This window comes from Quyinboa ferrireducens (assembly GCF_042436675.1).
GTDB lineage: Bacteria > Bacteroidota > Bacteroidia > Bacteroidales > UBA5342 > JBHJHP01.
This window is the reverse complement of the sequence record NZ_JBHMVA010000004.1, coordinates 116551-138026: the sequence shown is the minus strand read 5'-3', so window position 1 is coordinate 138026 and position 21476 is coordinate 116551. Positions and strand designations below refer to the sequence as shown.

Genomic DNA, 21476 nt, shown 5'->3' with positions numbered 1-21476 from the left:
AGGATCACAAATACGTTCAGGGATTTTTCGCTAATGCAAAATGTAAATTATCCACAGCACGTACATTTTTGTATACTGAAAATTTATGCTCATTATGATTCAATATTTATTAATAAGACGTATAAAGATAGAATTTCCATAAATGCTAAGAGAGTTTTTAATTTTTTTTAGATTTTGTATGCATATCGGTAAATATTACCTTTATAAGTGCTAAAAACAGATATATGTTTTCCAATCCATTTTCTTCTTTCAGCCGGCATATCAAGAGGCTTTATGCATTCTCGGAGGCTATTCATGACACGTATATTGCCCCAGGGCTTTTTGATAGTTTACCGACACCGGCCCAGCGATATTTCAAACATGTACTTGTTAAAAACCAAAGCTACCTCAGCTCCGCCCGGTTAATTCATGATGGTGAATTCAGAGTCAATCCAAACCAGAAATGGTCAAAAATAAAAGGCGAAGAATACTTTACCATTGAACCACCTGGCTTTGTCTGGCGGGGAAAGGTTCCTTTTATGAGTGCCACCGACCTTTTTATTAATAAGCAGGGCAATCTTCAAATCCGTCTTTTTCAAACCATAAGGATCATTAATAAGAAAGATGAGAAAATAAATCAGGGTGAACTACTGCGCTGGCTTGCTGAGGCTCCGTGGTATCCAACAGCATTGCTTCCCTCCAAAAACCTGTCATGGGAAAAAGTAAATGACTCCGAATGTAAAATTATATTCACCTCTGAAGGTATAGATGTTGATGCCAGGGTTCATATTAATAGCAAGGGAGAAATCACGAAGCTTCAGGCAAAACGGTTCAACAATGACACGTTAAATAACTGGACAGGGGTTTATAAAAACTATCAGAAAGTAAATGGTATGTTGATACCGATATCATGCGAGGTATCGTGGAACCTGGAAGAAGGAGACTTCAGTTATGCCCGTTTTAACATAAAAAAAATTGAATATAACATCCCAAAACAATTCTGATGAACCTTTATTTTATTGCGGTCATACCGGATGAGATTCTTATGGAAAAAGTAAAAAATATGAAACTGGAGATTCAACAACGGTTTAATGCAAAACATGCCTTAAAATCTCCGGCTCATATTACTTTGCAAATGCCATTTAAACGAAATGAAGAATTTGAACATGAACTGGAAGAAGTTTTGAAAAATTTTGCAACAAAACAGTCTTCATTCAAACTGCATCTTAAGAATTTTGGATGCTTTAAACCGAGGGTCATCTATATTGATGTGGAAAATCCTTCCCCTCTACAGCACCTTCATGCAGGACTTAAAAAGCAACTGATTACAAAACTTAGCTTTGACCAAAAAGAAGTCACTCAAAACGTCACGCCTCATATGACGCTTGCAACACGTGATCTGGAAGCAAAACAGTTTTACAAAGCCTGGCCGGAATATGAAAAACGAACATTTAATGCTGAGTTCAACATTGAAAGCATATTTCTCCTAAAGCACAACGAAAAATTCTGGGATATTTACAGAGAGTTTGGGTTTAATGAAAAATGAAAAGTAAAAAACTACAATGTTTGCTTTCCTGCAGAACCTGTTACAGATGGAAACAGTTCATAAATCTGCCTTGGCACCAGTCCGGCTTCTTTGCGGTGTGATACAAACAAGATGGTTGTCGACGTCTCCTCTGCAATTTTATTAATCAGTTGATTAAATAACATAACGTTTTCATCATCCAGTCCAACGGTAGGTTCATCCAGAATAAGTAACGGCGGATGTTTAACCATGGCTCTGGCCAGCAAAACCAGCCGTTGCTGACCAAAAGAAAGTTTCTGAAAATAAGTCTTTTTCAGATGCCCCATTTTTAGCAGGTTCATCCATTCCTGAGCTCTTTCCCGTTGAATATCGGTAGGCTTGACATATAAACCTATGGAATCCAGAAAGCCAGAAATTATCATGCGTTCAACAGAGTCAGTTCGGGAAAACTGCTGTGCCATATCCGACGAAAAGTACCCGATTTTTTTGCGAATTTCCCAGATACTTTCGCCACTTCCCTTTTTTACACCGAACAAGGTAATATCCTGTCCGTATGCTTTGGAATTGTGGCCATTAATCAATGACAACAAGGTACTTTTCCCTGAACCATTAGGCCCTTTCAGTTGCCAAAAGTCGCCAGTGTTGATACGCCAGCAAATATCTTTTACGATTGGTCGCCCATTGTATGACACATTGACGTTTTTAAATTCTATCAAAGGATTATCGTAATCCGAATAAGTTTGGATTGGTTGTGGAACAGCGTTTACAAAATACGTGGTACTGTCTGGATTATTAATAACAGATCTGTCGTATTCTGTAAAAGTTCCATCAGTATCAACATATATTTTATCAATAAAAGACAAAATATCATCCTTCCGGTTGGCTATCTGAATAACTAAAACTGTTTGGCTTAACTCAATAAGCCTTTTTGCAATGCTTTCCTGTGAAGCTACATCCAGATGATCGAAAATATTATCTACAATGATGTAATCAGGCTCCTGATCGATAATCCACCGCAACAATAATTTCTTCTTTTCACCTTCCGAGTATTTCTGAAAACTGTTCTTCGGACTTTGAATAATACCGAAATGTTCGTGTCTGATTTCCTCTGCAATTATTTTTTTCAGCGTAAGATCAGAGAAAAGTTCGCCTTTTAATTCTGAAAGAGACTTTATGATAATCCCGTTAAACAGGTTATCTATCAACTGCTCCTTATTATCGTTATTGGAAATATAAAATGCTGCGTGTGATATGTTCATAAAACTATAAATATGCCTATAAATTTAGATTTATCAGTACATGATATAAATTACAAGTAATATTCTGTCTTTCATACCCCGTCCTTAACACCTTAATTTCAGCACCTTTAGAGTATTCATTAGAAACATCTTTAACAATATTAAAATTATAACCACTAATTAATAATTCATTTAAATATTCATAATACTTTTTGAATAAAATTGAAAATGAATTTGAGTCAGAATACACAAACAAAAAGTTATTTTTCAGGCCATTGGGGTCATAATTAAATATCTTACTTATATGACTTTCGATCTTACCTTTATCTAAACTTTTTAGATTCATTCCTTCAAAGACAGATAACGTTAAACCATTTTCATCCTCAATTTTAATATCTAACTCACCTTGTTTTTTACCGCTTTCTGATTTTCCCCATCGTGACTGATCCTTTGAGATTACACCTTTATTAGTTAAAATATTGCTAATGAAAGAATTTCTACTATCCTCAGTATTTAATATAATTTTATGGTTTCCCTGGAGCTGAAAAGCTGCTTGCATTAAGTAATCAATTAAATCAAATTTCTCTTGTTTTTGTTCTTCTACAAGAAATTCATATCCTATAATTTGTTTGATTTTTGAAAGGTCATAAGGATATTCTTCTCCTACAGAATTATATTCGATCTTGACCATCTCAGCATCTTTTAAACCATCCTCATTAAGTCTTTTAGATACTTCCTTTACTACATATGGGAAAGCTAATTTTATTAAATCTTCATCTGAAATATCCTGTGAAATATCCCATTTTCTAAATACCCATCCAGTAAATTTAATTTGAAAGCTATAACAAATCGTTTCATCTATTAAAAACTCGTTCTTTTCTTCAAATCGTTCAATTTCAAAGTTAATTATAGTCCCAAATATTAAAGATCTTTCTAAAATAAAAGCATTCCTAATAAAAATCTTATTCATAATTAATACTTCATGTATAATGAATCATCTGCTAAATTTATTGCACAGCCAATTCCAGGGTATGCTTAATCAATTCCATTCCACCATATTGTCCATGTCCGGGAATAACAATTTTTGCTTCAGGAAACTGCTTCTGAAGTTTTCTGATTGTTTCAGGATATACTTTCAGGTCACCATCAGCTGTATTTCCAAGGTTTCGGGAATTTAGACTTTTAACGATACATCCGGGGAATAAAATTTGTTCCGAAGGAATCCAGACCACAATGTTATCCAGTGAATGAGCAGCACCAAGGTAAAAACATTTTATTGTTTTGCTACCGAACGCTAATACCAAAGAATCCCTGAATCCAAACAAAGGAACAGGAAGCCCTTCTTTATGGCAAATTTCCCTGGTTTGTTCATTTGCATACGACAGGATGTGCTGATCCTGAATATACTTTAATCCACCCATACAGTCTTCATGCCAGTGATTAGGAACAAAACCGACTACTTTTAAATGCAGAGAATCTTTCAGGTAATTCAGCAGAATTTCTGTTTGTGCATCGTTCCAGGGAGAATCAAACAAAAAGGCTCTGCTCTTATCTGTTAGTACTAATCCATTGGCTCCTACCCTGCCATAACCCTCCACATCGGTAAAAGAAACATGGATGTAAGCATCATCAGATATTTGAATAAGGCTTACATCGTCTGATATTTTTATCGTTTTATTGTTAAAACCTTTTGCATCACTCAAAACAGGTACTGACTGTGCATTTATTGCAAAAAAAGAATAAGCGAGAAAAAAAACAAAAAGAAATGAGCTTCTCATAGTTACAAATTGTTATATAAAGTGAATCATATTGATAAACAATCAAATATAACTAAAACAACAAATTGAATAACATAATCATGTTCAATTATTGCACCGCAAAGTATTTTAATGCTGAGATTTCATTGTCTGGAGTTACTTTTATGATATAAGTCCCCGGTAATAAGTTATTGACGGAAAGCGCCACTTCATTTTTATCGTTAAAAATTTCGTTCAATATCATTTTTCCTGTCAGGTCATAAACATCAACCTGTACCTTTTTGAATAAAGCCTTCAAACGAATATTAAGGATGTCAGAAGATGGATTTGGATAGACGATTACTACTTCATTCAAATCAGGATTTCGAATTTGATCACCTACATCAACTGAATACAACTTAATATCATCAATCATCCATCCTTCCTTACCGGTATCATTATTGTCACTGATAAAATTAAAACGGATAATGACAGTATCAACCGTTTGAGGATTATATCTAGTGCTCTTTAGTCCACAGGTTAAAACATACCATGACAGATCTACAGTTAACCAACCGTTCGAATTTCCTGAAAATCCAATTTCATCATTACTGAGTTTAGTTGTAATACAACTATAATAATCATTTTCAAGTATGTTTGGAGTCACCATGTATAAACCCGCTGTATCGTTAAAAATATTAGTCCAGGATACTCCATTATCATACGAAATAGTTAAATATCCTCCATCAAATAAGGAATCTGTATTGTATTTATGTTTGAACTCCAATGCAATTGATTCACGGAAGTGGTAACTGAAATTAAATTCCCCTAATACTAAATCAAAATATGAGTAATTGTTTACAGGGTAGGAATTAATGGTATCAGTTACTATAGCATTGGTTCCATCATAAGCGTTATCAAATAATGGTTTCTGAGGCTTGCCTATCTGCCAAATATTTTGCTGAGATGTATCAATTTTAAGATACTCATAATTATTTTCAAACGACAATATATCCCAAACACCCTCAATTCGTTGGGCCTGAATATTAAAAATAACAACAGCTATAACTATAAGAACAAAAATCTTTTTCATGGTTCAAATAAATTAATAATAGGTTAGATAAAGTTATAAAAAATAACAGCTAAAGGCAATAAAAAAGTCCCGGCTCTATGAGTCAGCCGGGACGTGTCCAAATGTAAAACCAAGACTCTATGGTTGAGCTATTTCTTAAAGATCATATCTTCATGATCCAGTACCTTGTATATTCTTACTTTCAAAAAGTCTGTAATTAAAAATGCTGCTATGGCATAACCCCATATGTACAGCGCCAGCGTCCATGATATTGGGGTAATGAACCAGCCATAAACAGCCACAAACGTGGCGAGTATTTTTGTAATGACTGCCGCCCAGAACATGGTTGCACTTGGCTTAATGGACCAGAACGGTCCTTTTGTCCGGGTCAGGAAAATGGTTAAATGGCCCGCAACAGCAAGCTTTAAAAATACAAACGTCTGTATCTGATCCTTGCTTAAATCCAGAACCTGCTGCCCAATATAAAATATTCCGAATGAACTGATGACACCTATTATACCCAGAAACGTTGCCATGCTTAAAATGACCCTCATATTCCATCGTTCGGGTTCATTGGAATATTTTACATTGTCGTAAGCAATGGCCATTATCGGAGCATCGTTAAATAATGCCAGCAACACAATCATAATAGCAGTGATGGGGTAAAAATTAAATGCTATGATTGCCAATGTGATAAAAAACAAAACCCTGATAGTTTCAGCAATCCTGTAAATCGCATAACTGTTCATGCGCTGGAATATCTTCCGGCTCTCTTTTATGGCATCAATCAGAACCGATAATCCAGGAGAGGTTATCACAATGTCAGCGGCAGATTTAGCGGCATCCGTTGCTCCGGCTACAGCCAGACCAGCATCCGCCTTTTTAAGCGCCGGAGCATCGTTTACACCATCACCTGTCATTCCCACAATATGTTTTTGTTCCTGTAGTAATTCTACAATCCGGTATTTATGCTCAGGAAATACCTGGGCAAATCCATCTGAATTCTCTATAATTTCTACAGCTTCTTTATCCGGTTTATCCAGAAACTCGGTAGCTTCACTTATATGGTCACCAAGGTTGACTTTACCAGCGATTTGTTTGGCTATGGCAAGGTGATCCCCTGTAATCATTTTCACATTCACACCCATTTTTTCAGCCATGGCAATGGTTTCTGCGGAATCTTCACGTGGTGGATCAAACAAAGGTATCAGACCTACATATTCCCAGTCACTATTCTCTTCCTTAACAGCTACACCAAGTGCTCTGAATCCTTTTAATGCAAATTCAGTAATCTGATCATTGACGGCTTTTGAAATAGCTGCAGAAGATTTTGCAGATAGCAAACTTAATATAACCTGCGGCGCCCCTTTTGATACAGAGAAATTCCCCTTTCCAGACTTGGTCACACTGGCTTCGCTACGTTTTATAACCGGATCAAATGGCTTAAAATCTGTGACCTGACAAGCTTCATATTGTTTGTTGACTGCTGCGTCTGCTTTTGCATCCTGTATAATGGCCGAATCTATCGGATCCTTATCTTCCTCCCTGGAAGCGAGCATCCCGTACAGCAACACATCTTCCTGTTTAAATTTCCCCAATGGTTTAACCTCGGAAAGGGTCAGTTCATTTTTTGTTATGGTTCCGGTTTTGTCTGAACACAAAACATCCATTCCAGCCATTTCTTCAATGGCAACCAACTTACTCACAATGGCTTTCTTTTTAGCCAGCGCAGATGCACCCACAGCCATGGTCACAGACAGCACTGCAGGCAATGCCACAGGAATGGCGGCTATGGTCAGCACCAAAGCAAACTGTAAGGTATCCAGAAAGTTTTCATGACGGTACAAGGACAACAGAAAAATAATGGCGATCATTATGGCAGCCAGTACAATCAGGTAATGCCCAATTTTAATGACTGCTTTTTGGAAATGACTGATTGTTTTAGCCTCAGCTACAAGTTTAGCGGTCTTACCAAAATACGTATTCTGACCGGTAGCCACTACCAGGCCATCCATTTCACCCTGACGAATTATAGATCCCGAGTAAGCCACATCATTTGTATGCTTTTCTACAGGCAGCGATTCACCAGTCAACGCAGATTCATCAATTGTCAGATAATCGCCTTTAACCAGCTTTACGTCTGCCGGAATAATATCCCCCAACCTAAGCCTTACCATATCTCCCGGCACCAGACCTGCTGCAGCTAATTCACCCCACTTTCCGTTTCTAAATACGCGGGCGTTCAGTGCCAGTTTTTTCTTTAACTGACTAATGGCATCATCTGCTTTATATTCCTGCCAAAAACCAACCAGTGCATTCAAAAGCAGCAGAATAAAAATGATCCAGAAATCTTCCCAGTGATGGATGACCGCAGACAGGACTGCTGCCACTTCAATCATCCATGGAATGGGTCCCCAGAAGTAACCTAAAAATTTTAGTACCGGGTTTACTTTCTTTTCTTCAAGTTCATTGGGACCGAACTCTTTTTCTCTTTCCTTAACCTGATCATCCTGTAATCCTTTGAGACCAGTTTCCAGATTCTCGCAGACCTCATCAATGGTCATTTTTTTAAAAGCGTCAATGTCAAAGTGTTTCATAGTGGACAAATTTTAGAGATACCACAATTAAGGGTGAAATATTACTATTCCGTATAGTGTTAAAAAATTTGATTTCGGGAAGAATGACCTGAAATATGTAAGCTTTTTGTGATGTATTCAATGGTGTCATAATGTATGAATACTTAATTCCAATTACATAATCACACTAAACAACATATCACAACCGGGAATATCTCTGTAATTATACTTTTTTATCCCAAACCGGACGTATTTTAAACTTCGTTAAACGAAGAACCTACCGGGGAAATAAAATTTAACAGACCTGGCTATACCTATAATCCAATTTGTAATTTGGGAGAAAATGAAATAAAATTTATCTTTCCATTTTAAATTACAATAACACTGTTATGAGCAAAGAAAAAGTTTTAGAAGTGCTTAAGGCCGCCGGCAAACCATTAAAAGCCGGGGAAATTGCCGATGCCTCCGGTCTGGATAAAAAAGAGATAGATAAGGCTATGAAAGAATTAAAAACAGATGATGCCATTGTATCACCTAAGCGTTGTTACTGGGAACCCAAATAGGTTCTCAGTTTTATTTACCTTCCTGAGTAATAGTTATCCCATCAAAATAGTCACCTGCTTCCAGTCCGATTCTTATTATCCGGTTTGAATTTGTCGGATTAGGATCAATTTTTATAAACAGACTCCGTGCGTCTTTTCTTTCCAGATAAAAACAACTGTCCTGAATAACATATTCGCTTACATATTCCTGATTCACATCAAAATGATAAAACCATACCGTATCAACAGCTACATCCGTTATCCACCACCAGTCACCTTCAGTGGTTACAGTAGCTGAATCGCCATTAGAACTAAAATTTAAAGATTTAGTTGAAAGTTTTATAATATCACCCCATTTCCCAATTGGCTCCTTTTCTGTGCAGGCTGCAATTAAAACCATCAAAACGACCAACATAAATATTTTCAGTTTCATTTATTCTGATTTTGTACAATAGAGGAAGTCAAATAAAAAAAGGTTGCATATCACCTATTTCCCAAATCTGTAAACCAAAGCAAGTTGTTGCGATTGATCCAAAACGGAGAAATTAAGGAGATGAAACGACAGGTTAAAGTGGCCTTCAACGTGTTCTTTCTGTAGGAATTTCCAGATTACATCCGTTCTGAGATAGCTTTTTAGGTCGTAATACCTGTCACCATTAGTTATATGCAGTCCGTCACCCTGGCTAATATTTGCTCTTAGTGCAAAGTACTTAATTTCGGCATAGAGTTCTGCGGTAAAACTCCAGGATTTTTGGAAGGTATTTCCTTCACCTCTGTTTCTGTAGGTTGATTCTAATACACCAGTCCTGATATATCCCTTTTGTAGCGGCAATAATTCATCCAGGTCGGATCCTAAATATAAAGCAAGGGCAAGATTATCCTCCACGAATTCATTTTCCAGCCTGATCCCCTTTCCGGCATAATGAAACAGCGTAAGGTAATTCTGAAAGAAGAATGAACCGCCCCGGATCTCCCCGTTAAGTGCAGCCATAAACGTTTCCCTCCGATTATCCGTCTGACGACTGGTCCAGTCCACAAATCCTGCCTGATGCCCCCATTTCCATCTGTAATCGGCATAAAACCCGTCAATATTAGGACGGTAATAATTAAACGTATCTGTAATCAGAGCCAGGGGAAAATCTATAAGGTTCATTCGTGGAAAAGCACCAAAATAAAATGTCTTTTTGTCGTCTTCATACTGATAATAGGCAATCAGTTTGGGAAGCTTTTCATTCAGCCCACTTCCAAATTCAAATAAATGATCCAGTCCAAAACGGAAACTATTATTCCCTTCCAGCGTTGTCCCCAATGCAAAACTGGTTCGTTCACCAAGCATCGTTTGAGAAATGGCCTTGTCATACCCATCATACTCGCGGTTATCGCCAAATCCATAAAACTGAACATCGTACTCTAACTGCTGAGCAAACGTTTGAAAGCCCGAAACAATACATAGCGAGCATATTATATGATAAAGTCTGATCTTTAATTGCATAGATACAAAGGAAATAAAATATTGCATATCAGCTTTGATTGCAGCCCTGTTTTTATAATGCAAGAGGGAATCTGCCGCCGCAAACTCCCTCACTAAACTTTGGGTATTTAACTGGTTTAATAAAATTATCTCTTCTGTAAGAATCCTCAGGCAATTTGTGCCACCGGGAGATTAAATGAAAATGTTGTTCCCTTCCCATACTGGCTCACTACTTTAATATCCGAATGATGTAACTCCATGATCTTTTTCACTATGGCAAGCCCTAATCCTGTACTGTCAGCATATTCGTGACTTTTATAATATCTATCGAAAATATGTGGAATATCCTCATTTTTTATTCCCTGACCCGAATCTGAAATCCGTACCTGCACTTTTTCAACATCCTTCATATTCACCTCAATATTGATCGTATCGCCATCGTTACAGAATTTAATGGCATTATCTATCAGGTTTTGTAAAGCCCTTTCAAGCAAAGAGATGTCAGCTTCCACCATAGGAAGATCTTTCGATAGAATTGTATTGATGCTCACCCCTTTTTTCTGCGAAAGAATTCTGAATTTTGCTGCAATATCAGAAACCAGCTCACCGATCACCAGTGGTTCAAAATCGGGTTTAATCTGATTGGTTTCCAGCTTTGAAAGTTCAAACAATTCAAATACAAGTTTTTTCAAACGCTCACTGCTTTTGACAATGGTCTCCAGATATTTTTTCTCATCTTCCTTTTTCAGTTTTCCCTGCTTCAGCAACAACGTTTCCGCATAGCCCTGTATGGACGCTACAGGCGTACGCAGATCGTGAGACACATTGCTTATCAACTCTTTACGCAGATTATCCACTCCCTTCAGTTCCTCAATATTTTTCTCAATGGTATCAGCCATCTCATTAAAAACCAAACCAATCCTGTCAAGCTCGCTTTTATCCTGTACATCAATCCGTGCATCGTAATGTCCTGACCTGAATGCCAGAATACCTTTTGTTATATTGTTCAGTTTTTTAGTCAGGAACCAGAAAGCGATCAGCCCTGTCATGGCTGCAATCAGCAAAATAACGATCATTGACCTGATTGAAATTCCCAGAATGTAACTTCCAAGCACGGTATGCGAAGCAGAAGCATATTCCTGACTGGCCAGTACAATATAAATGTAGCCTATCAACTTGTTATCTTCAATGATCCGTGTGGCAGAAAAGATTTTGGATTCTCCCGGATTCCTCGGATCATCACCCATGACTATTCCTTTGGAATTATCGGTGAGGAATTTTTGGATCGGATCCAGAGATACATTTTCAAGTTTCACTACCTTATCGGGAGCCACATAACTTAAAATTTTCCCGTCCGGATTTAAAATGTAAACTTCAACACTGGGATTAATAACCATCATGGAATGCATAATGTCTCCCAATGCTGCTTTATTCAAACTATCTTTGGCAACAAGCGGCTGAATTACACCCAACATATTGGATGCCAGCTCCCGGTTCAGCTTCTGGTTCACTTCCTCAGAATAACTTCTTGCCGCTTGAACGGAAATGTAGAGCACAATGGCTGCAAAAAGCACAAGCACAAATAAAAATATGGCGGACAATTGCCAGAATAAACGGCTGAATACTCCGGGCTTTTTCAAATCTGTTTGTGATCTTTCCTGACTCATACTAGTTTTCTCTGAATTTATATCCTACTCCCCACGTTGTTAATATGTACTCCGGCTTATTGAGATTGGATTCAATTTTTGACCGCAACCTGTTGATATGCGAATTCACCGTATGCTCAAAACCTTCAAACTCATATCCCCAAACCTGATTAAGTAAGGTCATGCGCGAGAATGTTTTACCCGGATTGGATGCCAAAAGCAATAAAAGGTCAAACTCTTTGGGACTCAGTTCCACGCGTTTTTTATTGATTTCAACAATGCGCATGGATTCATTGATATAGAGGTTGCCGCTTCTGATTTCCAGTTCATTATCATCAACTAGCTTTTGAGACATATCAATGCGGCGCAACACAGCTTTTATTCTGGCAATCAGCTCCCTGATACTGAACGGTTTGGTTATATAATCGTCAGCGCCAATTTCAAGCCCGAGTACCTTATCTATTTCTTCCGATTTGGAGGTCAACATTAAAACCGGTGTCGTAATTTTTTCCTGACGAATGCGCTTACAAACCTCGAAACCATCCATCAATGGAAGTCTTATGTCGAGCAATATGCATCTATAGGAATTATTCAGGGCTTTCATAAGGCCGTCCTTACCATCGTATGCCTTATCCACCTCAAAATTCATATCTCCTACATGAATGGAAATCAATTCGGATATATCCTTATCATCCTCTATTATAAGTACTTTATCCATCGTTTTTATTCTAAAACAGAACAAAGTTAGGAACAGTTCATCACAGAAGTATCACAAAATCATCAAAGAACCGTGATAATATGAAAACAGGAATGTTTTTTGAGTAAGTTAATTAACATCACAACATGTTAAATATCTGAACATATTATTGTACGTCTTGGTTTTATGATAAACTTTAGAAAATTATGAACTACTATTATTCAAAAACAGTCGATTATTCATTTGAAGATACAATTGAAAAGCTTAAAGCTGAACTTAAGCCTGAGGGCTTCGGTATTGTGACAGAAATGGATGTGCAGGAAAAGTTTCATGAAAAACTTGATGTATATTTCAGGCCCTACAGAATTCTTGGGGCGTGCAATCCCAAATTTGCCTACGAAGCTCTGCAGGAAGATGACAAGCTTGGAACGATGCTACCATGTAACTTTATCGTTCAACGCCTGGATAACGAGAAAACTGAGATTGCAGCTATTAATCCTGTAGCATCAATGCAGGCCATAGACAATGCTAAACTCAATACTTTTGCCATCGAAGTGGGAGATATATTGAAACGGGTATTGGATAAGGTTTAAAAACGTTTCAGTGTATTTTTTCCGATAAAGGATTTTAGTACGTAATATACGTATTCCATTCTTATGATGTCCATCGCTGAGGCATGGCCAAGTTCCACCGGAATGCGTTGCAGATTTGTATAAATTTGATCTCGTTTCAATCCGGCTGTTCCGAAGGTAAGGACCGGAGATACGGGATTATTTCTGATCCTTTCGAAATACGCTTTACTAACCTTATCATCTGTAAACGGAAATGAAAACAACGGCGTCTTTATATCAAAGGCTTTAACAAGGTTTCCCACAGATTGCCCTGTCTGTCTTACCTGTTCTTCTATAGGAATCTCTGAAAATTTCGGGTGATCCAGACTATGAGCTCCTATGGTAAAACCATCCTTAAGTAATGATTTAATCTGAACCGTACTTAAATATGGTTGTTCAGTTTTAAGAAATTCGGAGAAACTTATACCTGCTATTTCTGCAATATCATCTAAAACCTTTTTTTCAGCATATTTTACATTTTCAATACGCTCTTTTATCACCTGAAAATCGGTTTCTACCTCCAGCTTTCCCGTAATCTTTTTAATCACAGCATTCTCCAACCCATTAATTTGTTCTATAACCAAACTGGCTTTATACCTGAAAAACAGATCTTTATTATCTATAAAAGCCGTATTCACAAAACACGCAGCCGGTATTCCCTTACGTTTTAAAACCGGCGCAGCAAAATGGTAAAAACTACTTAATCCGTCATCGAACGATAACCAGAAAGAACGTTTTGATGGTTGCTTTCCAGTTTGAACCCAATTGATCAGAGTTTCGGTGTCAACGGGTTCAAAATGATGCAATATCTCATCAAGATCCTTTTCAAAGGATTTCACTGATTTAACCGGATAGGCGTGCTTCAGATACGGCTTTGGCTCATCCTCAACCGCATGATAAAATGGCATCACCAGTTTTTGTCCGGTGAATAAGGTCAGCAGACCTAAGGGTTTCAGGCGCCAGACAGGGGCCAGTTTTAAAAGAAAATCCTTCATAATCCGTTCACCGAAGATACATATTTTGCAGTTATTGAAAAATCGGTTTTATCCTGAATCGTTTTATCCCGCCGAATTCTTTATTTTTGAGCTAAAAAAGATGGCGTCACACCTGTATTTATTACCAAGTTTGATGGGAGACACTGCAGCAGAAGATGTGTTACCAGCAAAAAACATTGCACTTATTAAAACGCTGAAACACTTTATTGTTGAAGATCTTCGGAGTGCGCGCCGCTTTTTAAAAACCGTCGATAAGTCCATTGAAATAGATGAACTCACCTTTTATTTGCTCAATGAGCATACCACACCAGAGGAAGCATCACGGCTTATAAAACCACTGCTTAAAGGAAACGATGTAGGACTAATGTCCGATGCGGGTTGTCCGGGAGTAGCTGATCCGGGAGCTGATGTGGTGGCACTTGCACATGAAAAAAACATCACCGTTGTTCCTTTGGTTGGTCCCTCGTCCATTTTAATGTCTGTTATGGCAGCCGGAATGAATGGTCAGAATTTTTCTTTTGTTGGCTATCTGCCGGTTAAACCCCATGAAAAGCAAAACAGACTGAAGGAACTTGAGCGCCGGATCATGCATGAAAACCAGTCGCAGGTATTTATTGAGGCTCCTTACCGAAACATGAAACTGGCTGAAGATCTGCTCAGAATGTGTTCCCCTGACCTAAGGCTGTGTATTGCTGTTGATATATCAACACCACAGGAATTTATTAAAACCAAACGCATTGCGGAATGGAAAAGTAAGCTACCTGATATGCACAAAAAACCTGCTATTTTTGTTTTAGGTAAATAAAAAATGATGAAATTAATCCAGGTAACTTTGATAATTGTTTTAACCATAATGGTTACGGCTTGTAAAACAGATAAACAATCCAATCAAATTATGAATGTTCCTGTTCCACTGGTAGTATATAAAACAAAAGCAGATTACAGCAAATATGTTCCGGTTTTGCTAAATGACTCAAAAGACAGGATCATATCGTATCCGGCGCCTGGAGATCTGACATTTGATGGTGATCCTGCACTACCAACACAACTTAAAAACGGATACCTGCTGGATAATATGGGAATCGGCCCGAATACTGCCTTTACCACCTATACATACGAAGAATATGCAGCCTTTGATCATGCACCATCACCCCAGGAACTCCTGAATCATATTATTGACTCCGACCCGTTCTCTGAACTCTGGCTTTGCGGCACAAGAAATAACTTTAACACAACGGAAGATATAAATGAACTTATCCTGAAAGGATTTAAGCACAGCAAAAACCTGTTGAAAGAATAGACATACAGCTATTATCTCCGATTAATAGTTTAATACTCTTGATTACTTTTGTCCGGTTAAAGCGTTAGAGATTCCTCGCTTCACTCGGAATGGCAGGCATTTGCTGGTTGTTGGGCTGGAGGATGGGTTGGTTTGCGAATCTGTCGCAAACCAACCCATCCTCCAGCCCCATATGAACCTAAAAGATTGTCATTCTGAGCGTAGTAAAATGAAGCGAAGAATCTTTAAGTAATATTGATTTTTAGCCGGACAACAATGGCTCCTAATTAAATCTGTTTATAATAGATGGCAATATCTGCTTTGCGCCAGATTTCAAACTGTACTACAGTTGTGTTTGTTAAAATTCATTAAAAACAGTTCAGTTTAAGAAAAATATTTAACTTTGTATCTCAAAGTACTATGCAATGAAAAACAAACAGGACGACATTCAGATCATACGAAAGATGATGGAGGAATCATCGAGATTTCTTACACTTAGCGGTTTATCCGGAATATTTGCGGGACTTTATGCCCTGGCAGGAGCAGCTGTCGCATATTTCATGATTCTGGACAGTGGTGCCAGAGGACTTGATTATTCTTTCGATTATTTCAGATTTGGAACCAACCGTACTGAATTATTTTATCTTTTGCTGGATGCATTGGTTGTTCTGATCCTTGCATTAAGTACAGCCTGGTTAGTATCATATAATAAAGCAAAAAGAGAAAACAAATCATTCTGGACAAGAACGGCAAAACGCATGCTGGTCAATCTGTTTATTCCTCTTATTGCCGGAGGTTTATTTATTCTCGCCATGTTGTATCATAACGATACCATGTTTGTATCTTCGTCCCTTCTTATTTTTTACGGCCTTGCTTTGCTGAATGCATCCAAATACACGCTTGGTGAAATAAAATATCTGGGATTATCAGAAATAGCAACAGGAATTATTTCGTTGTTTTTCTTAGGTTACAGTTTTGTTTTCGCCATTTTTGGGTTCAGCATTTTGCATATTATCTACGGATTTGTAATGTGGAAAAAGTATAAATAGTGGGAAGTTTAATTGATGGTTTAAATAAAGCATTTGAGAGCAGGGTAAGATTAGGAATCATGTCTGTGCTTACCGTGAACGAAGCAGTTGATTTCAACACCTTAAAGGAGTTGCTTGATGTTACTGACGGAAATCTTGCCAGTCACCTGAAAGCACTTGAAAAAGAAGATATGATTACCATGAAAAAGAAATTTATCGGCAGGAAACCAAATACGACCTATTTTATAACAGAAACAGGACTTAGTGCTTTCAATGCACACATTAATGCACTTGAGAAATTATTTAGAAGCTAATTTTTTTTAATCAATTACTTTGTATTTCAAAGTACTTTTAATACAATAAATCATGGAAGACAAAAATGAAAAAACAAAATGGTATCAGACATTCACTGTAAAAATGGCGGTACTCGGATTTATGACGTTGATCCTGCTTATTCCACTGGAAATGGTAAAAGATGTTATTCGCGACAGAATTCATTTTTCTGATCAGGCCAAAAAGGAGATTACACAAATGTGGTCCGGGCAGCAGACTATTTCCGGTCCGGTATTGAATGTACCGGTTTACACGTATGAACAGACCAAAGACGGAAATGTGATGGTTACGAATATTCTACATCTCTTGCCGGAAGAACTGAACATAAACGGGACGGTTAAACCTGAATTACGTAAAAAGAGCATTTACAGAAGCGTGGTCTACACATCTGATTTACAGCTTTCAGGTAATTTCAAACAACCGGATCTTTCTTCATTTTCCGGATATCACATTCAGTGGAAAGATGCTTATTTTACGTTTGGGATCAGTGATAACCGCGGTATAAAAGGGAATCTGAAACTGAAGGTGAATGACAAAACAGTTGAACCGAAACCCGGTGTAGCGGATCACGACCTTTTTAAATCGGGCATTACCTTCGAAATGCCGGTGGATACATCTTTGGAAAACCTGGCCTTCACCATGAACCTTGAATTAAACGGCTCTGATGAACTCTCATTTTTGCCCATTGGCAAAAGCACTGATATTTCCATAAAATCACCGTGGGCAGATCCTTCATTTAAAGGTGATTTTCTGCCTTATAAAAGAGAGGTGACCAAGGAAGGCTTTGATGCACACTGGAAAGTCACAGAACTGAACCGTACATTCCCGCAGATATGGAAAGGGAAAGCATATAATGTGAATCAACAGAGCCTGGGAATAGAATTTCTACTGATGGCAGATCATTATCAAAAGTCGTTGCGAAGTGTAAAATACGGCCTGTTGTTCATTATATTGACATTTCTGGTCCTCATTTTTTCTGAATTGTTTTACCACAACAGAATTCAGCTCTTTCATTACATTCTGGTGGCCTTTGCCCTTATCCTGTTTTTCTCTTTACTGACGGCGTTAAGCGAACAAATAGGATTCAGTGCGGCGTACCTGGTTTCAGCAGTACTAATCGTATCAGCTATCTGGTTCTTTACACGCGGATTTATAAACAGTCCCAAAGTAGCATTAATCCTGAACGGTATTCTTGTTTTGTTTTACGTCTTTATTTTCATCCTCCTTTCTCTGAAGGATTATGCATACCTGGCAGGTAATATTGGGCTGTTCATAATACTCACAACCGTAATGGGTGTCTCACGAAAATTAAAGATTAACGACAAATAATATTTCACTCCGTGGCTGTCCCTGTCTTATGTTGAATCTCAGAATGCTTACCTGTTTAAAGGGGCAGCCACTTTTTATTATTTATTATAAAGATGCACATCGCGCTGCGGGAAAGGTATGGTTATATTGTTTTTATCCAGCGCTTTCTTAACGTTCTCAACAATGTCGAAATATACCAGCCAATATTCTGTCGTTTTTACCCACGAACGTGTTGTGATATTTACACTACTATCTCCCAATGATTTAACGGCAATTACAAATTCCGGTTCAGGCAAAATCCTTGTTTCTGCTTTCAATACGTCTGAAATTACCTTTTTGGCCTTATCGATATCATCAGAATAACTGATCCCAAATTCAATATCCACTCTGCGGGTATCCATGCGGGTATAATTCATGGTTGCAGTTTCCGATAGCTGTCCGTTCGGAATTGTAACCATGATATTGTCAAATGTAAGCAAGGTGGTATTGAAAATTGAGATACTGCTGACCGTACCGGAATATCCTCCACCGGTAATGTACTCCCCTACTTTAAAAGGCTTCAAGAGAAGGATCATAACACCACCTGCAAAATTCGAAAGGGTACCTTTCAGAGCCATACCGATTGCCAGACCGGCAGCACCGAGAACAGCCAGGAATGATGTCATTTCAATCCCCAGCATACCTGCAACTGTAATGAATAAAACTACTTTTAGTGTGATACTGATCAGGCTGGTCAAAAACCCACGCAATGAAAGATCAAGATTTCTTCGTTCAAACCCTTTTTTTACAGCTTTCATCACAAATTTTATCAGCCACCAGCCGATAATCAATACGATAACTGCATAAATAAGTTTTAAGCCATATTCTGTGGCATATTTAATTAATGACGCCAACAGGTCTTTAATTTTTTCAGCGTCCATAATTGCTTCACTTTGCATAAGGTGTATATTATTATTTGTGGTCAAAAATAAAAAATTACGGTGAATCTTATATACACGGCATAAAAAAACGCCCTTATTCAAAGGGCGTTTTTAAGCAAATGTATTTTTCTTACTATTTTACCATATGTACATCTCTCTGAGGGAAAGGTATTGATATCTTATTTTTATCAAATGCCTTCTTAATGTTTTCTGTAGTATCGAACATTACGGCCCAGTAATCTCCTGTATTTACCCAAAGACGAACGGCAAAATTCACAGAACTGTCTGCAAGTTCAGAAACAAGAATCTGATGAGCAGGATCTTTTAGGACACGGCTGTCAGACTCGACATAATCCTGAATAACTTTTCTGGCCTTGTCAATATCATCATCATAGCCTATACCAAATGTAAGATCCACACGACGAACCGGTTTGGTAGTTTTATTTACCAACGCACCATTGGAAACAGGAGCATTCGGCAAAATAATTGTTCTGCCATCCGGGGTTTCAAGAATGGTGTGAAAGATCTGAATTTCCTTCACAACTCCTCCGTGACCTGAAGATTCAATGAAGTCACCTACCTTAAAAGGTTTAAGAATTAAAATCATAACTCCCCCTGCAAAATTCTGAAGCGTACCTGAAAGGGCCATACCGATTGCCAGACCAGCAGCAGCCAGAATAGCGACAAACGATGTCATGGCAACACCTACCATCTGCATTACAGAAATAACAAGCAGAATTTTCAGAACTGCACTGATCAAAGAAATTAGAAACGGACGAAGCGACTCATCCACATTTCTTTTTTCCATAATTCGCTTCAGTTGTTTTGTAAATCCTTTTATGATCCACAAACCAACTATCAGAACAACAATTGCCAGCAACAAATCCGGCGCATAGTCCATGACCATATCCATGAATTTCTCAGGATTAAAATTGAGTTTTTCCATTTTTCAATCTAAATTAAGTTAATAAGACGAGGTTTATACTAGTTGTACTAGAATTCCATTTTTAACTGTGCCACCCAGTTTTTAATCCTTTCTTCAGACAAACCGGCCTGGTTCTCAAAATCCAGTGCCAATCCTATAAATTCTCCGTTTCTGTGTGATACCGATCTTTCAAATTCATACCCTTCAGAAGAAGTATGTCCAACTACTTCAGCTCCTTGTCCCACAAGAATATCAGCCATGAGCCCAATTCCGTCAACAAAGTTTTCAGGGTAATCCTTTTGATTTCCTAAACCGTAAATTGCAACTTTTTTCCCTTTCAGGTCTGCATTTTCTATTTCAGGAACCATTTCGTCCCAATACGAGGGTAGCTCACCATCGAACCAGGTTGGTACACCCAGTATCAATGCATCATATTTGGCAAGATCCTCACCTTTGGCATTATCCACATCAACAACTTCAAGCCCTTTTCCCCAGTTTTCAATAATATGTTTTGCTACTTGTGAACTTTTTTTTGCAGTATAGCTATAAAACAATGCTGTCATTTAAATTTGGTTTTGCTGTTAATTTTTTAAATCATAAGTAAAACAGTAGTTAACTTATTTTGTTCGATCACAAATTTACGGTCCGAGGCTTTCTTTTTAACAGAGAATATGTAAATACTGCCAAAACAAGCAATACCGTTCCAAAGTAAAATCCGGGTGTCATCAATTCGGATTCACCAAATATAAGAAAAGCCAGAAAAATTCCGTAGACCGGCTCCATATTAATGGTCAGAACAACCTGAAATGCACTTAATGATCGCATGACATGGATTGAAGCCATAAATGCATACGCCGTGCACACCAGCGACAGTATAAGCAGCCAAAACAAATCAGACAGATTTAATGCTAACGTCACTGGTGTAAAGGCAGCATAAACCGGAAGAAATACAGATAATGCAATAAAACCACCAACCATTTCAAAAAGTGTTATGGTCACAGGTTTGTATTCCTTCTGAAACCGCTTGTTAAGGACCATAAACAGGGCTCCGAGTACAGCAGATGCCAATCCCGACATGATACCTAAGGTGTATTCAGATTCAAATTTAAATATGATAACAATAGCGCCTATAATAATCAATCCCAGAAAAAACTCAAGAAAACTGATTTTTGATTTGTTGAATAATGGTTCCAGCAAACTGGTAAACAATGCTGTTGATGCAAAACAGGCTAAAGCCACACTAACTGTAGATGATTTTATAGATCCGAAAAAGGCAACCCAATGAAAGGCCACAATAAAACCTGTCGCCAAATATTTTACCAGATTTTTACGGTCTGGTACAACAAGCTTACCTGTAAACTTTAACCAAATAAATAAACCAATAAACGCAAACAACATACGATACCATACCATTTCAATAGCAGGCAGTGAAATTAGTTTTCCAATAACACCGGTAAAACCAAGAATTACAACTATAAAATGAAGATGTAGAACATCGGTAATATGCTTGTCCTTTCCCATCAAACCGGTTGCTTTTTGTGTATGAACAAATTTAACTGTAAAGCTAATTCAATTCCATAAATTGATTTGTAGGT

The 21476-nt window shown here is 37.7% G+C and carries 23 protein-coding genes; 9 read left to right on the top strand and 14 right to left on the bottom strand.

What is annotated here, in order from left to right; genetic code table 11:
• Window positions 1–224 precede the first annotated feature (224 nt).
• Both ACE01N_RS08620 and ACE01N_RS08615 read left to right on the top strand, forming a co-directional pair.
• Window positions 225–983, top strand: coding sequence for a DUF6920 family protein (locus ACE01N_RS08620; protein ID WP_380587154.1), 759 nt, complete (start codon window positions 225–227; stop codon window positions 981–983).
• Window positions 983–1525 (top strand): 2'-5' RNA ligase family protein, encoded by a 543-nt coding sequence (locus ACE01N_RS08615; RefSeq protein ID WP_380587151.1) that lies wholly within the window; start codon window positions 983–985, stop codon window positions 1523–1525. The genes ACE01N_RS08620 and ACE01N_RS08615 overlap by 1 nt, the downstream gene beginning before the upstream one ends.
• Window positions 1526–1536: 11 nt before the next feature.
• On the opposite strand, the gene ACE01N_RS08610 is transcribed toward ACE01N_RS08615, so the two are convergent.
• The 5 genes from ACE01N_RS08610 to ACE01N_RS08590 all read right to left on the bottom strand — a co-directional run bounded on the left by ACE01N_RS08610 (window position 1537) and on the right by ACE01N_RS08590 (window position 8147).
• On the bottom strand, window positions 1537–2763 hold the full coding sequence (locus ACE01N_RS08610) for an ATP-binding cassette domain-containing protein (protein WP_380587148.1): 1227 nt from the start codon (window positions 2761–2763) through the stop codon (window positions 1537–1539).
• 16 nt (window positions 2764–2779) lie between these two features.
• The gene (locus tag ACE01N_RS08605) at window positions 2780–3712 is read right to left on the bottom strand and encodes a hypothetical protein (RefSeq protein WP_380587145.1); all 933 of its coding nucleotides are present in this window, start codon (window positions 3710–3712) and stop codon (window positions 2780–2782) included.
• A 37-nt stretch (window positions 3713–3749) separates the two neighbouring features.
• Window positions 3750–4520, bottom strand: a complete 771-nt coding sequence (bla, locus tag ACE01N_RS08600) for a subclass B1 metallo-beta-lactamase (protein ID WP_380587142.1) — start codon at window positions 4518–4520, stop codon at window positions 3750–3752.
• An 88-nt stretch (window positions 4521–4608) separates the two neighbouring features.
• Entirely contained in the window at window positions 4609–5571 is a 963-nt protein-coding gene (locus tag ACE01N_RS08595) for a T9SS type A sorting domain-containing protein (RefSeq protein ID WP_380587139.1), read from the bottom strand.
• Window positions 5572–5699: 128 nt separating this feature from the next.
• Entirely contained in the window at window positions 5700–8147 is a 2448-nt protein-coding gene (locus ACE01N_RS08590; RefSeq protein ID WP_380587136.1) for a plasma-membrane proton-efflux P-type ATPase, read from the bottom strand.
• A gap of 368 nt (window positions 8148–8515) precedes the next feature.
• Between ACE01N_RS08590 and ACE01N_RS08585 the strand changes: the two genes are divergently transcribed.
• Complete coding sequence (locus ACE01N_RS08585) at window positions 8516–8689, top strand: hypothetical protein (protein WP_380587133.1); 174 nt, start codon at window positions 8516–8518, stop codon at window positions 8687–8689.
• A 10-nt stretch (window positions 8690–8699) separates the two neighbouring features.
• On the opposite strand, the gene ACE01N_RS08580 is transcribed toward ACE01N_RS08585, so the two are convergent.
• The 4 genes from ACE01N_RS08580 to ACE01N_RS08565 form a co-directional block, all read right to left on the bottom strand.
• Window positions 8700–9101 (bottom strand): hypothetical protein, encoded by a 402-nt coding sequence (locus tag ACE01N_RS08580; RefSeq protein WP_375729051.1) that lies wholly within the window; start codon window positions 9099–9101, stop codon window positions 8700–8702.
• A gap of 54 nt (window positions 9102–9155) precedes the next feature.
• Window positions 9156–10187, bottom strand: a complete 1032-nt coding sequence (locus ACE01N_RS08575) for a hypothetical protein (RefSeq protein WP_380587129.1) — start codon at window positions 10185–10187, stop codon at window positions 9156–9158.
• Between the two features lie 119 nt (window positions 10188–10306).
• Complete coding sequence (locus ACE01N_RS08570; RefSeq protein WP_380587126.1) at window positions 10307–11806, bottom strand: sensor histidine kinase; 1500 nt, start codon at window positions 11804–11806, stop codon at window positions 10307–10309.
• A gap of 1 nt (window position 11807) precedes the next feature.
• Complete coding sequence (locus ACE01N_RS08565) at window positions 11808–12503, bottom strand: response regulator transcription factor (protein ID WP_375729048.1); 696 nt, start codon at window positions 12501–12503, stop codon at window positions 11808–11810.
• A gap of 185 nt (window positions 12504–12688) precedes the next feature.
• Between ACE01N_RS08565 and ACE01N_RS08560 the strand changes: the two genes are divergently transcribed.
• The gene (locus tag ACE01N_RS08560) at window positions 12689–13075 is read left to right on the top strand and encodes a DUF302 domain-containing protein (protein WP_375729047.1); all 387 of its coding nucleotides are present in this window, start codon (window positions 12689–12691) and stop codon (window positions 13073–13075) included.
• Here the strand turns inward: ACE01N_RS08560 and ACE01N_RS08555 are convergent.
• Window positions 13072–14088 carry a polysaccharide deacetylase family protein gene (locus ACE01N_RS08555; RefSeq protein ID WP_380587122.1) on the bottom strand — a complete coding sequence of 339 codons (1017 nt, stop codon included), beginning with the start codon at window positions 14086–14088 and terminating at the stop codon, window positions 13072–13074. The genes ACE01N_RS08560 and ACE01N_RS08555 overlap by 4 nt on opposite strands.
• Window positions 14089–14188: 100 nt before the next feature.
• Between ACE01N_RS08555 and ACE01N_RS08550 the strand changes: the two genes are divergently transcribed.
• The 5 genes from ACE01N_RS08550 (at window position 14189) to creD (ending at window position 18057) form a co-directional block, all read left to right on the top strand.
• Window positions 14189–14893 carry an SAM-dependent methyltransferase gene (locus tag ACE01N_RS08550; RefSeq protein ID WP_380587119.1) on the top strand — a complete coding sequence of 235 codons (705 nt, stop codon included), beginning with the start codon at window positions 14189–14191 and terminating at the stop codon, window positions 14891–14893.
• Between the two features lie 3 nt (window positions 14894–14896).
• Complete coding sequence (locus ACE01N_RS08545; protein ID WP_380587116.1) at window positions 14897–15388, top strand: hypothetical protein; 492 nt, start codon at window positions 14897–14899, stop codon at window positions 15386–15388.
• 404 nt (window positions 15389–15792) lie between these two features.
• The gene (locus ACE01N_RS08540; protein ID WP_375729043.1) at window positions 15793–16416 is read left to right on the top strand and encodes a hypothetical protein; all 624 of its coding nucleotides are present in this window, start codon (window positions 15793–15795) and stop codon (window positions 16414–16416) included.
• Window positions 16416–16709: a winged helix-turn-helix domain-containing protein gene (locus tag ACE01N_RS08535; RefSeq protein WP_380587113.1), complete on the top strand. Its 294-nt coding sequence runs from the start codon at window positions 16416–16418 to the stop codon at window positions 16707–16709. Before ACE01N_RS08540 ends, ACE01N_RS08535 begins: the two co-directional genes overlap by 1 nt.
• Before the next feature lie 52 nt (window positions 16710–16761).
• Entirely contained in the window at window positions 16762–18057 is a 1296-nt protein-coding gene (gene creD / locus ACE01N_RS08530; protein WP_380587110.1) for a cell envelope integrity protein CreD, read from the top strand.
• A 77-nt stretch (window positions 18058–18134) separates the two neighbouring features.
• Here the strand turns inward: creD and ACE01N_RS08525 are convergent, their stop codons facing one another.
• The 4 genes from ACE01N_RS08525 to ACE01N_RS08510 form a co-directional block, all read right to left on the bottom strand.
• A complete protein-coding gene (locus ACE01N_RS08525; protein ID WP_375729040.1) occupies window positions 18135–18974 on the bottom strand; it encodes a mechanosensitive ion channel family protein in 840 nt (279 codons plus the stop codon).
• A 115-nt stretch (window positions 18975–19089) separates the two neighbouring features.
• Window positions 19090–19902, bottom strand: coding sequence for a mechanosensitive ion channel family protein (locus ACE01N_RS08520; RefSeq protein WP_380587106.1), 813 nt, complete (start codon window positions 19900–19902; stop codon window positions 19090–19092).
• A 47-nt stretch (window positions 19903–19949) separates the two neighbouring features.
• Window positions 19950–20444 (bottom strand): flavodoxin, encoded by a 495-nt coding sequence (locus ACE01N_RS08515; RefSeq protein WP_380587104.1) that lies wholly within the window; start codon window positions 20442–20444, stop codon window positions 19950–19952.
• A 67-nt stretch (window positions 20445–20511) separates the two neighbouring features.
• A complete protein-coding gene (locus ACE01N_RS08510; RefSeq protein ID WP_380587102.1) occupies window positions 20512–21402 on the bottom strand; it encodes a DMT family transporter in 891 nt (296 codons plus the stop codon).
• Window positions 21403–21476 lie beyond the last annotated feature (74 nt).

What these genes read in the sequence shown, in the direction of transcription:
- ACE01N_RS08545 (WP_380587116.1), top strand. Translation starts at nt 14,897, where the DNA reads ATGATGAAATTAATCCAGGTAACTTTGATAATTGTTTTAACCATAATG.
- creD (WP_380587110.1), top strand. Translation starts at nt 16,762, where the DNA reads ATGGAAGACAAAAATGAAAAAACAAAATGGTATCAGACATTCACTGTA.
- ACE01N_RS08580 (WP_375729051.1), bottom strand. Translation starts at nt 9,101, where the DNA reads ATGAAACTGAAAATATTTATGTTGGTCGTTTTGATGGTTTTAATTGCA.
- ACE01N_RS08550 (WP_380587119.1), top strand. Translation starts at nt 14,189, where the DNA reads ATGGCGTCACACCTGTATTTATTACCAAGTTTGATGGGAGACACTGCA.
- ACE01N_RS08605 (WP_380587145.1), bottom strand. Translation starts at nt 3,712, where the DNA reads ATGAATAAGATTTTTATTAGGAATGCTTTTATTTTAGAAAGATCTTTA.
- ACE01N_RS08570 (WP_380587126.1), bottom strand. Translation starts at nt 11,806, where the DNA reads ATGAGTCAGGAAAGATCACAAACAGATTTGAAAAAGCCCGGAGTATTC.
- ACE01N_RS08565 (WP_375729048.1), bottom strand. Translation starts at nt 12,503, where the DNA reads ATGGATAAAGTACTTATAATAGAGGATGATAAGGATATATCCGAATTG.
- ACE01N_RS08610 (WP_380587148.1), bottom strand. Translation starts at nt 2,763, where the DNA reads ATGAACATATCACACGCAGCATTTTATATTTCCAATAACGATAATAAG.
- ACE01N_RS08540 (WP_375729043.1), top strand. Translation starts at nt 15,793, where the DNA reads ATGAAAAACAAACAGGACGACATTCAGATCATACGAAAGATGATGGAG.
- ACE01N_RS08620 (WP_380587154.1), top strand. Translation starts at nt 225, where the DNA reads ATGTTTTCCAATCCATTTTCTTCTTTCAGCCGGCATATCAAGAGGCTT.
- ACE01N_RS08560 (WP_375729047.1), top strand. Translation starts at nt 12,689, where the DNA reads ATGAACTACTATTATTCAAAAACAGTCGATTATTCATTTGAAGATACA.
- ACE01N_RS08555 (WP_380587122.1), bottom strand. Translation starts at nt 14,088, where the DNA reads ATGAAGGATTTTCTTTTAAAACTGGCCCCTGTCTGGCGCCTGAAACCC.
- ACE01N_RS08590 (WP_380587136.1), bottom strand. Translation starts at nt 8,147, where the DNA reads ATGAAACACTTTGACATTGACGCTTTTAAAAAAATGACCATTGATGAG.
- ACE01N_RS08515 (WP_380587104.1), bottom strand. Translation starts at nt 20,444, where the DNA reads ATGACAGCATTGTTTTATAGCTATACTGCAAAAAAAAGTTCACAAGTA.
- ACE01N_RS08525 (WP_375729040.1), bottom strand. Translation starts at nt 18,974, where the DNA reads ATGCAAAGTGAAGCAATTATGGACGCTGAAAAAATTAAAGACCTGTTG.
- ACE01N_RS08585 (WP_380587133.1), top strand. Translation starts at nt 8,516, where the DNA reads ATGAGCAAAGAAAAAGTTTTAGAAGTGCTTAAGGCCGCCGGCAAACCA.
- bla (WP_380587142.1), bottom strand. Translation starts at nt 4,520, where the DNA reads ATGAGAAGCTCATTTCTTTTTGTTTTTTTTCTCGCTTATTCTTTTTTT.
- ACE01N_RS08595 (WP_380587139.1), bottom strand. Translation starts at nt 5,571, where the DNA reads ATGAAAAAGATTTTTGTTCTTATAGTTATAGCTGTTGTTATTTTTAAT.
- ACE01N_RS08520 (WP_380587106.1), bottom strand. Translation starts at nt 19,902, where the DNA reads ATGGAAAAACTCAATTTTAATCCTGAGAAATTCATGGATATGGTCATG.
- ACE01N_RS08575 (WP_380587129.1), bottom strand. Translation starts at nt 10,187, where the DNA reads ATGCAATATTTTATTTCCTTTGTATCTATGCAATTAAAGATCAGACTT.
- ACE01N_RS08615 (WP_380587151.1), top strand. Translation starts at nt 983, where the DNA reads ATGAACCTTTATTTTATTGCGGTCATACCGGATGAGATTCTTATGGAA.
- ACE01N_RS08510 (WP_380587102.1), bottom strand. Translation starts at nt 21,402, where the DNA reads ATGGGAAAGGACAAGCATATTACCGATGTTCTACATCTTCATTTTATA.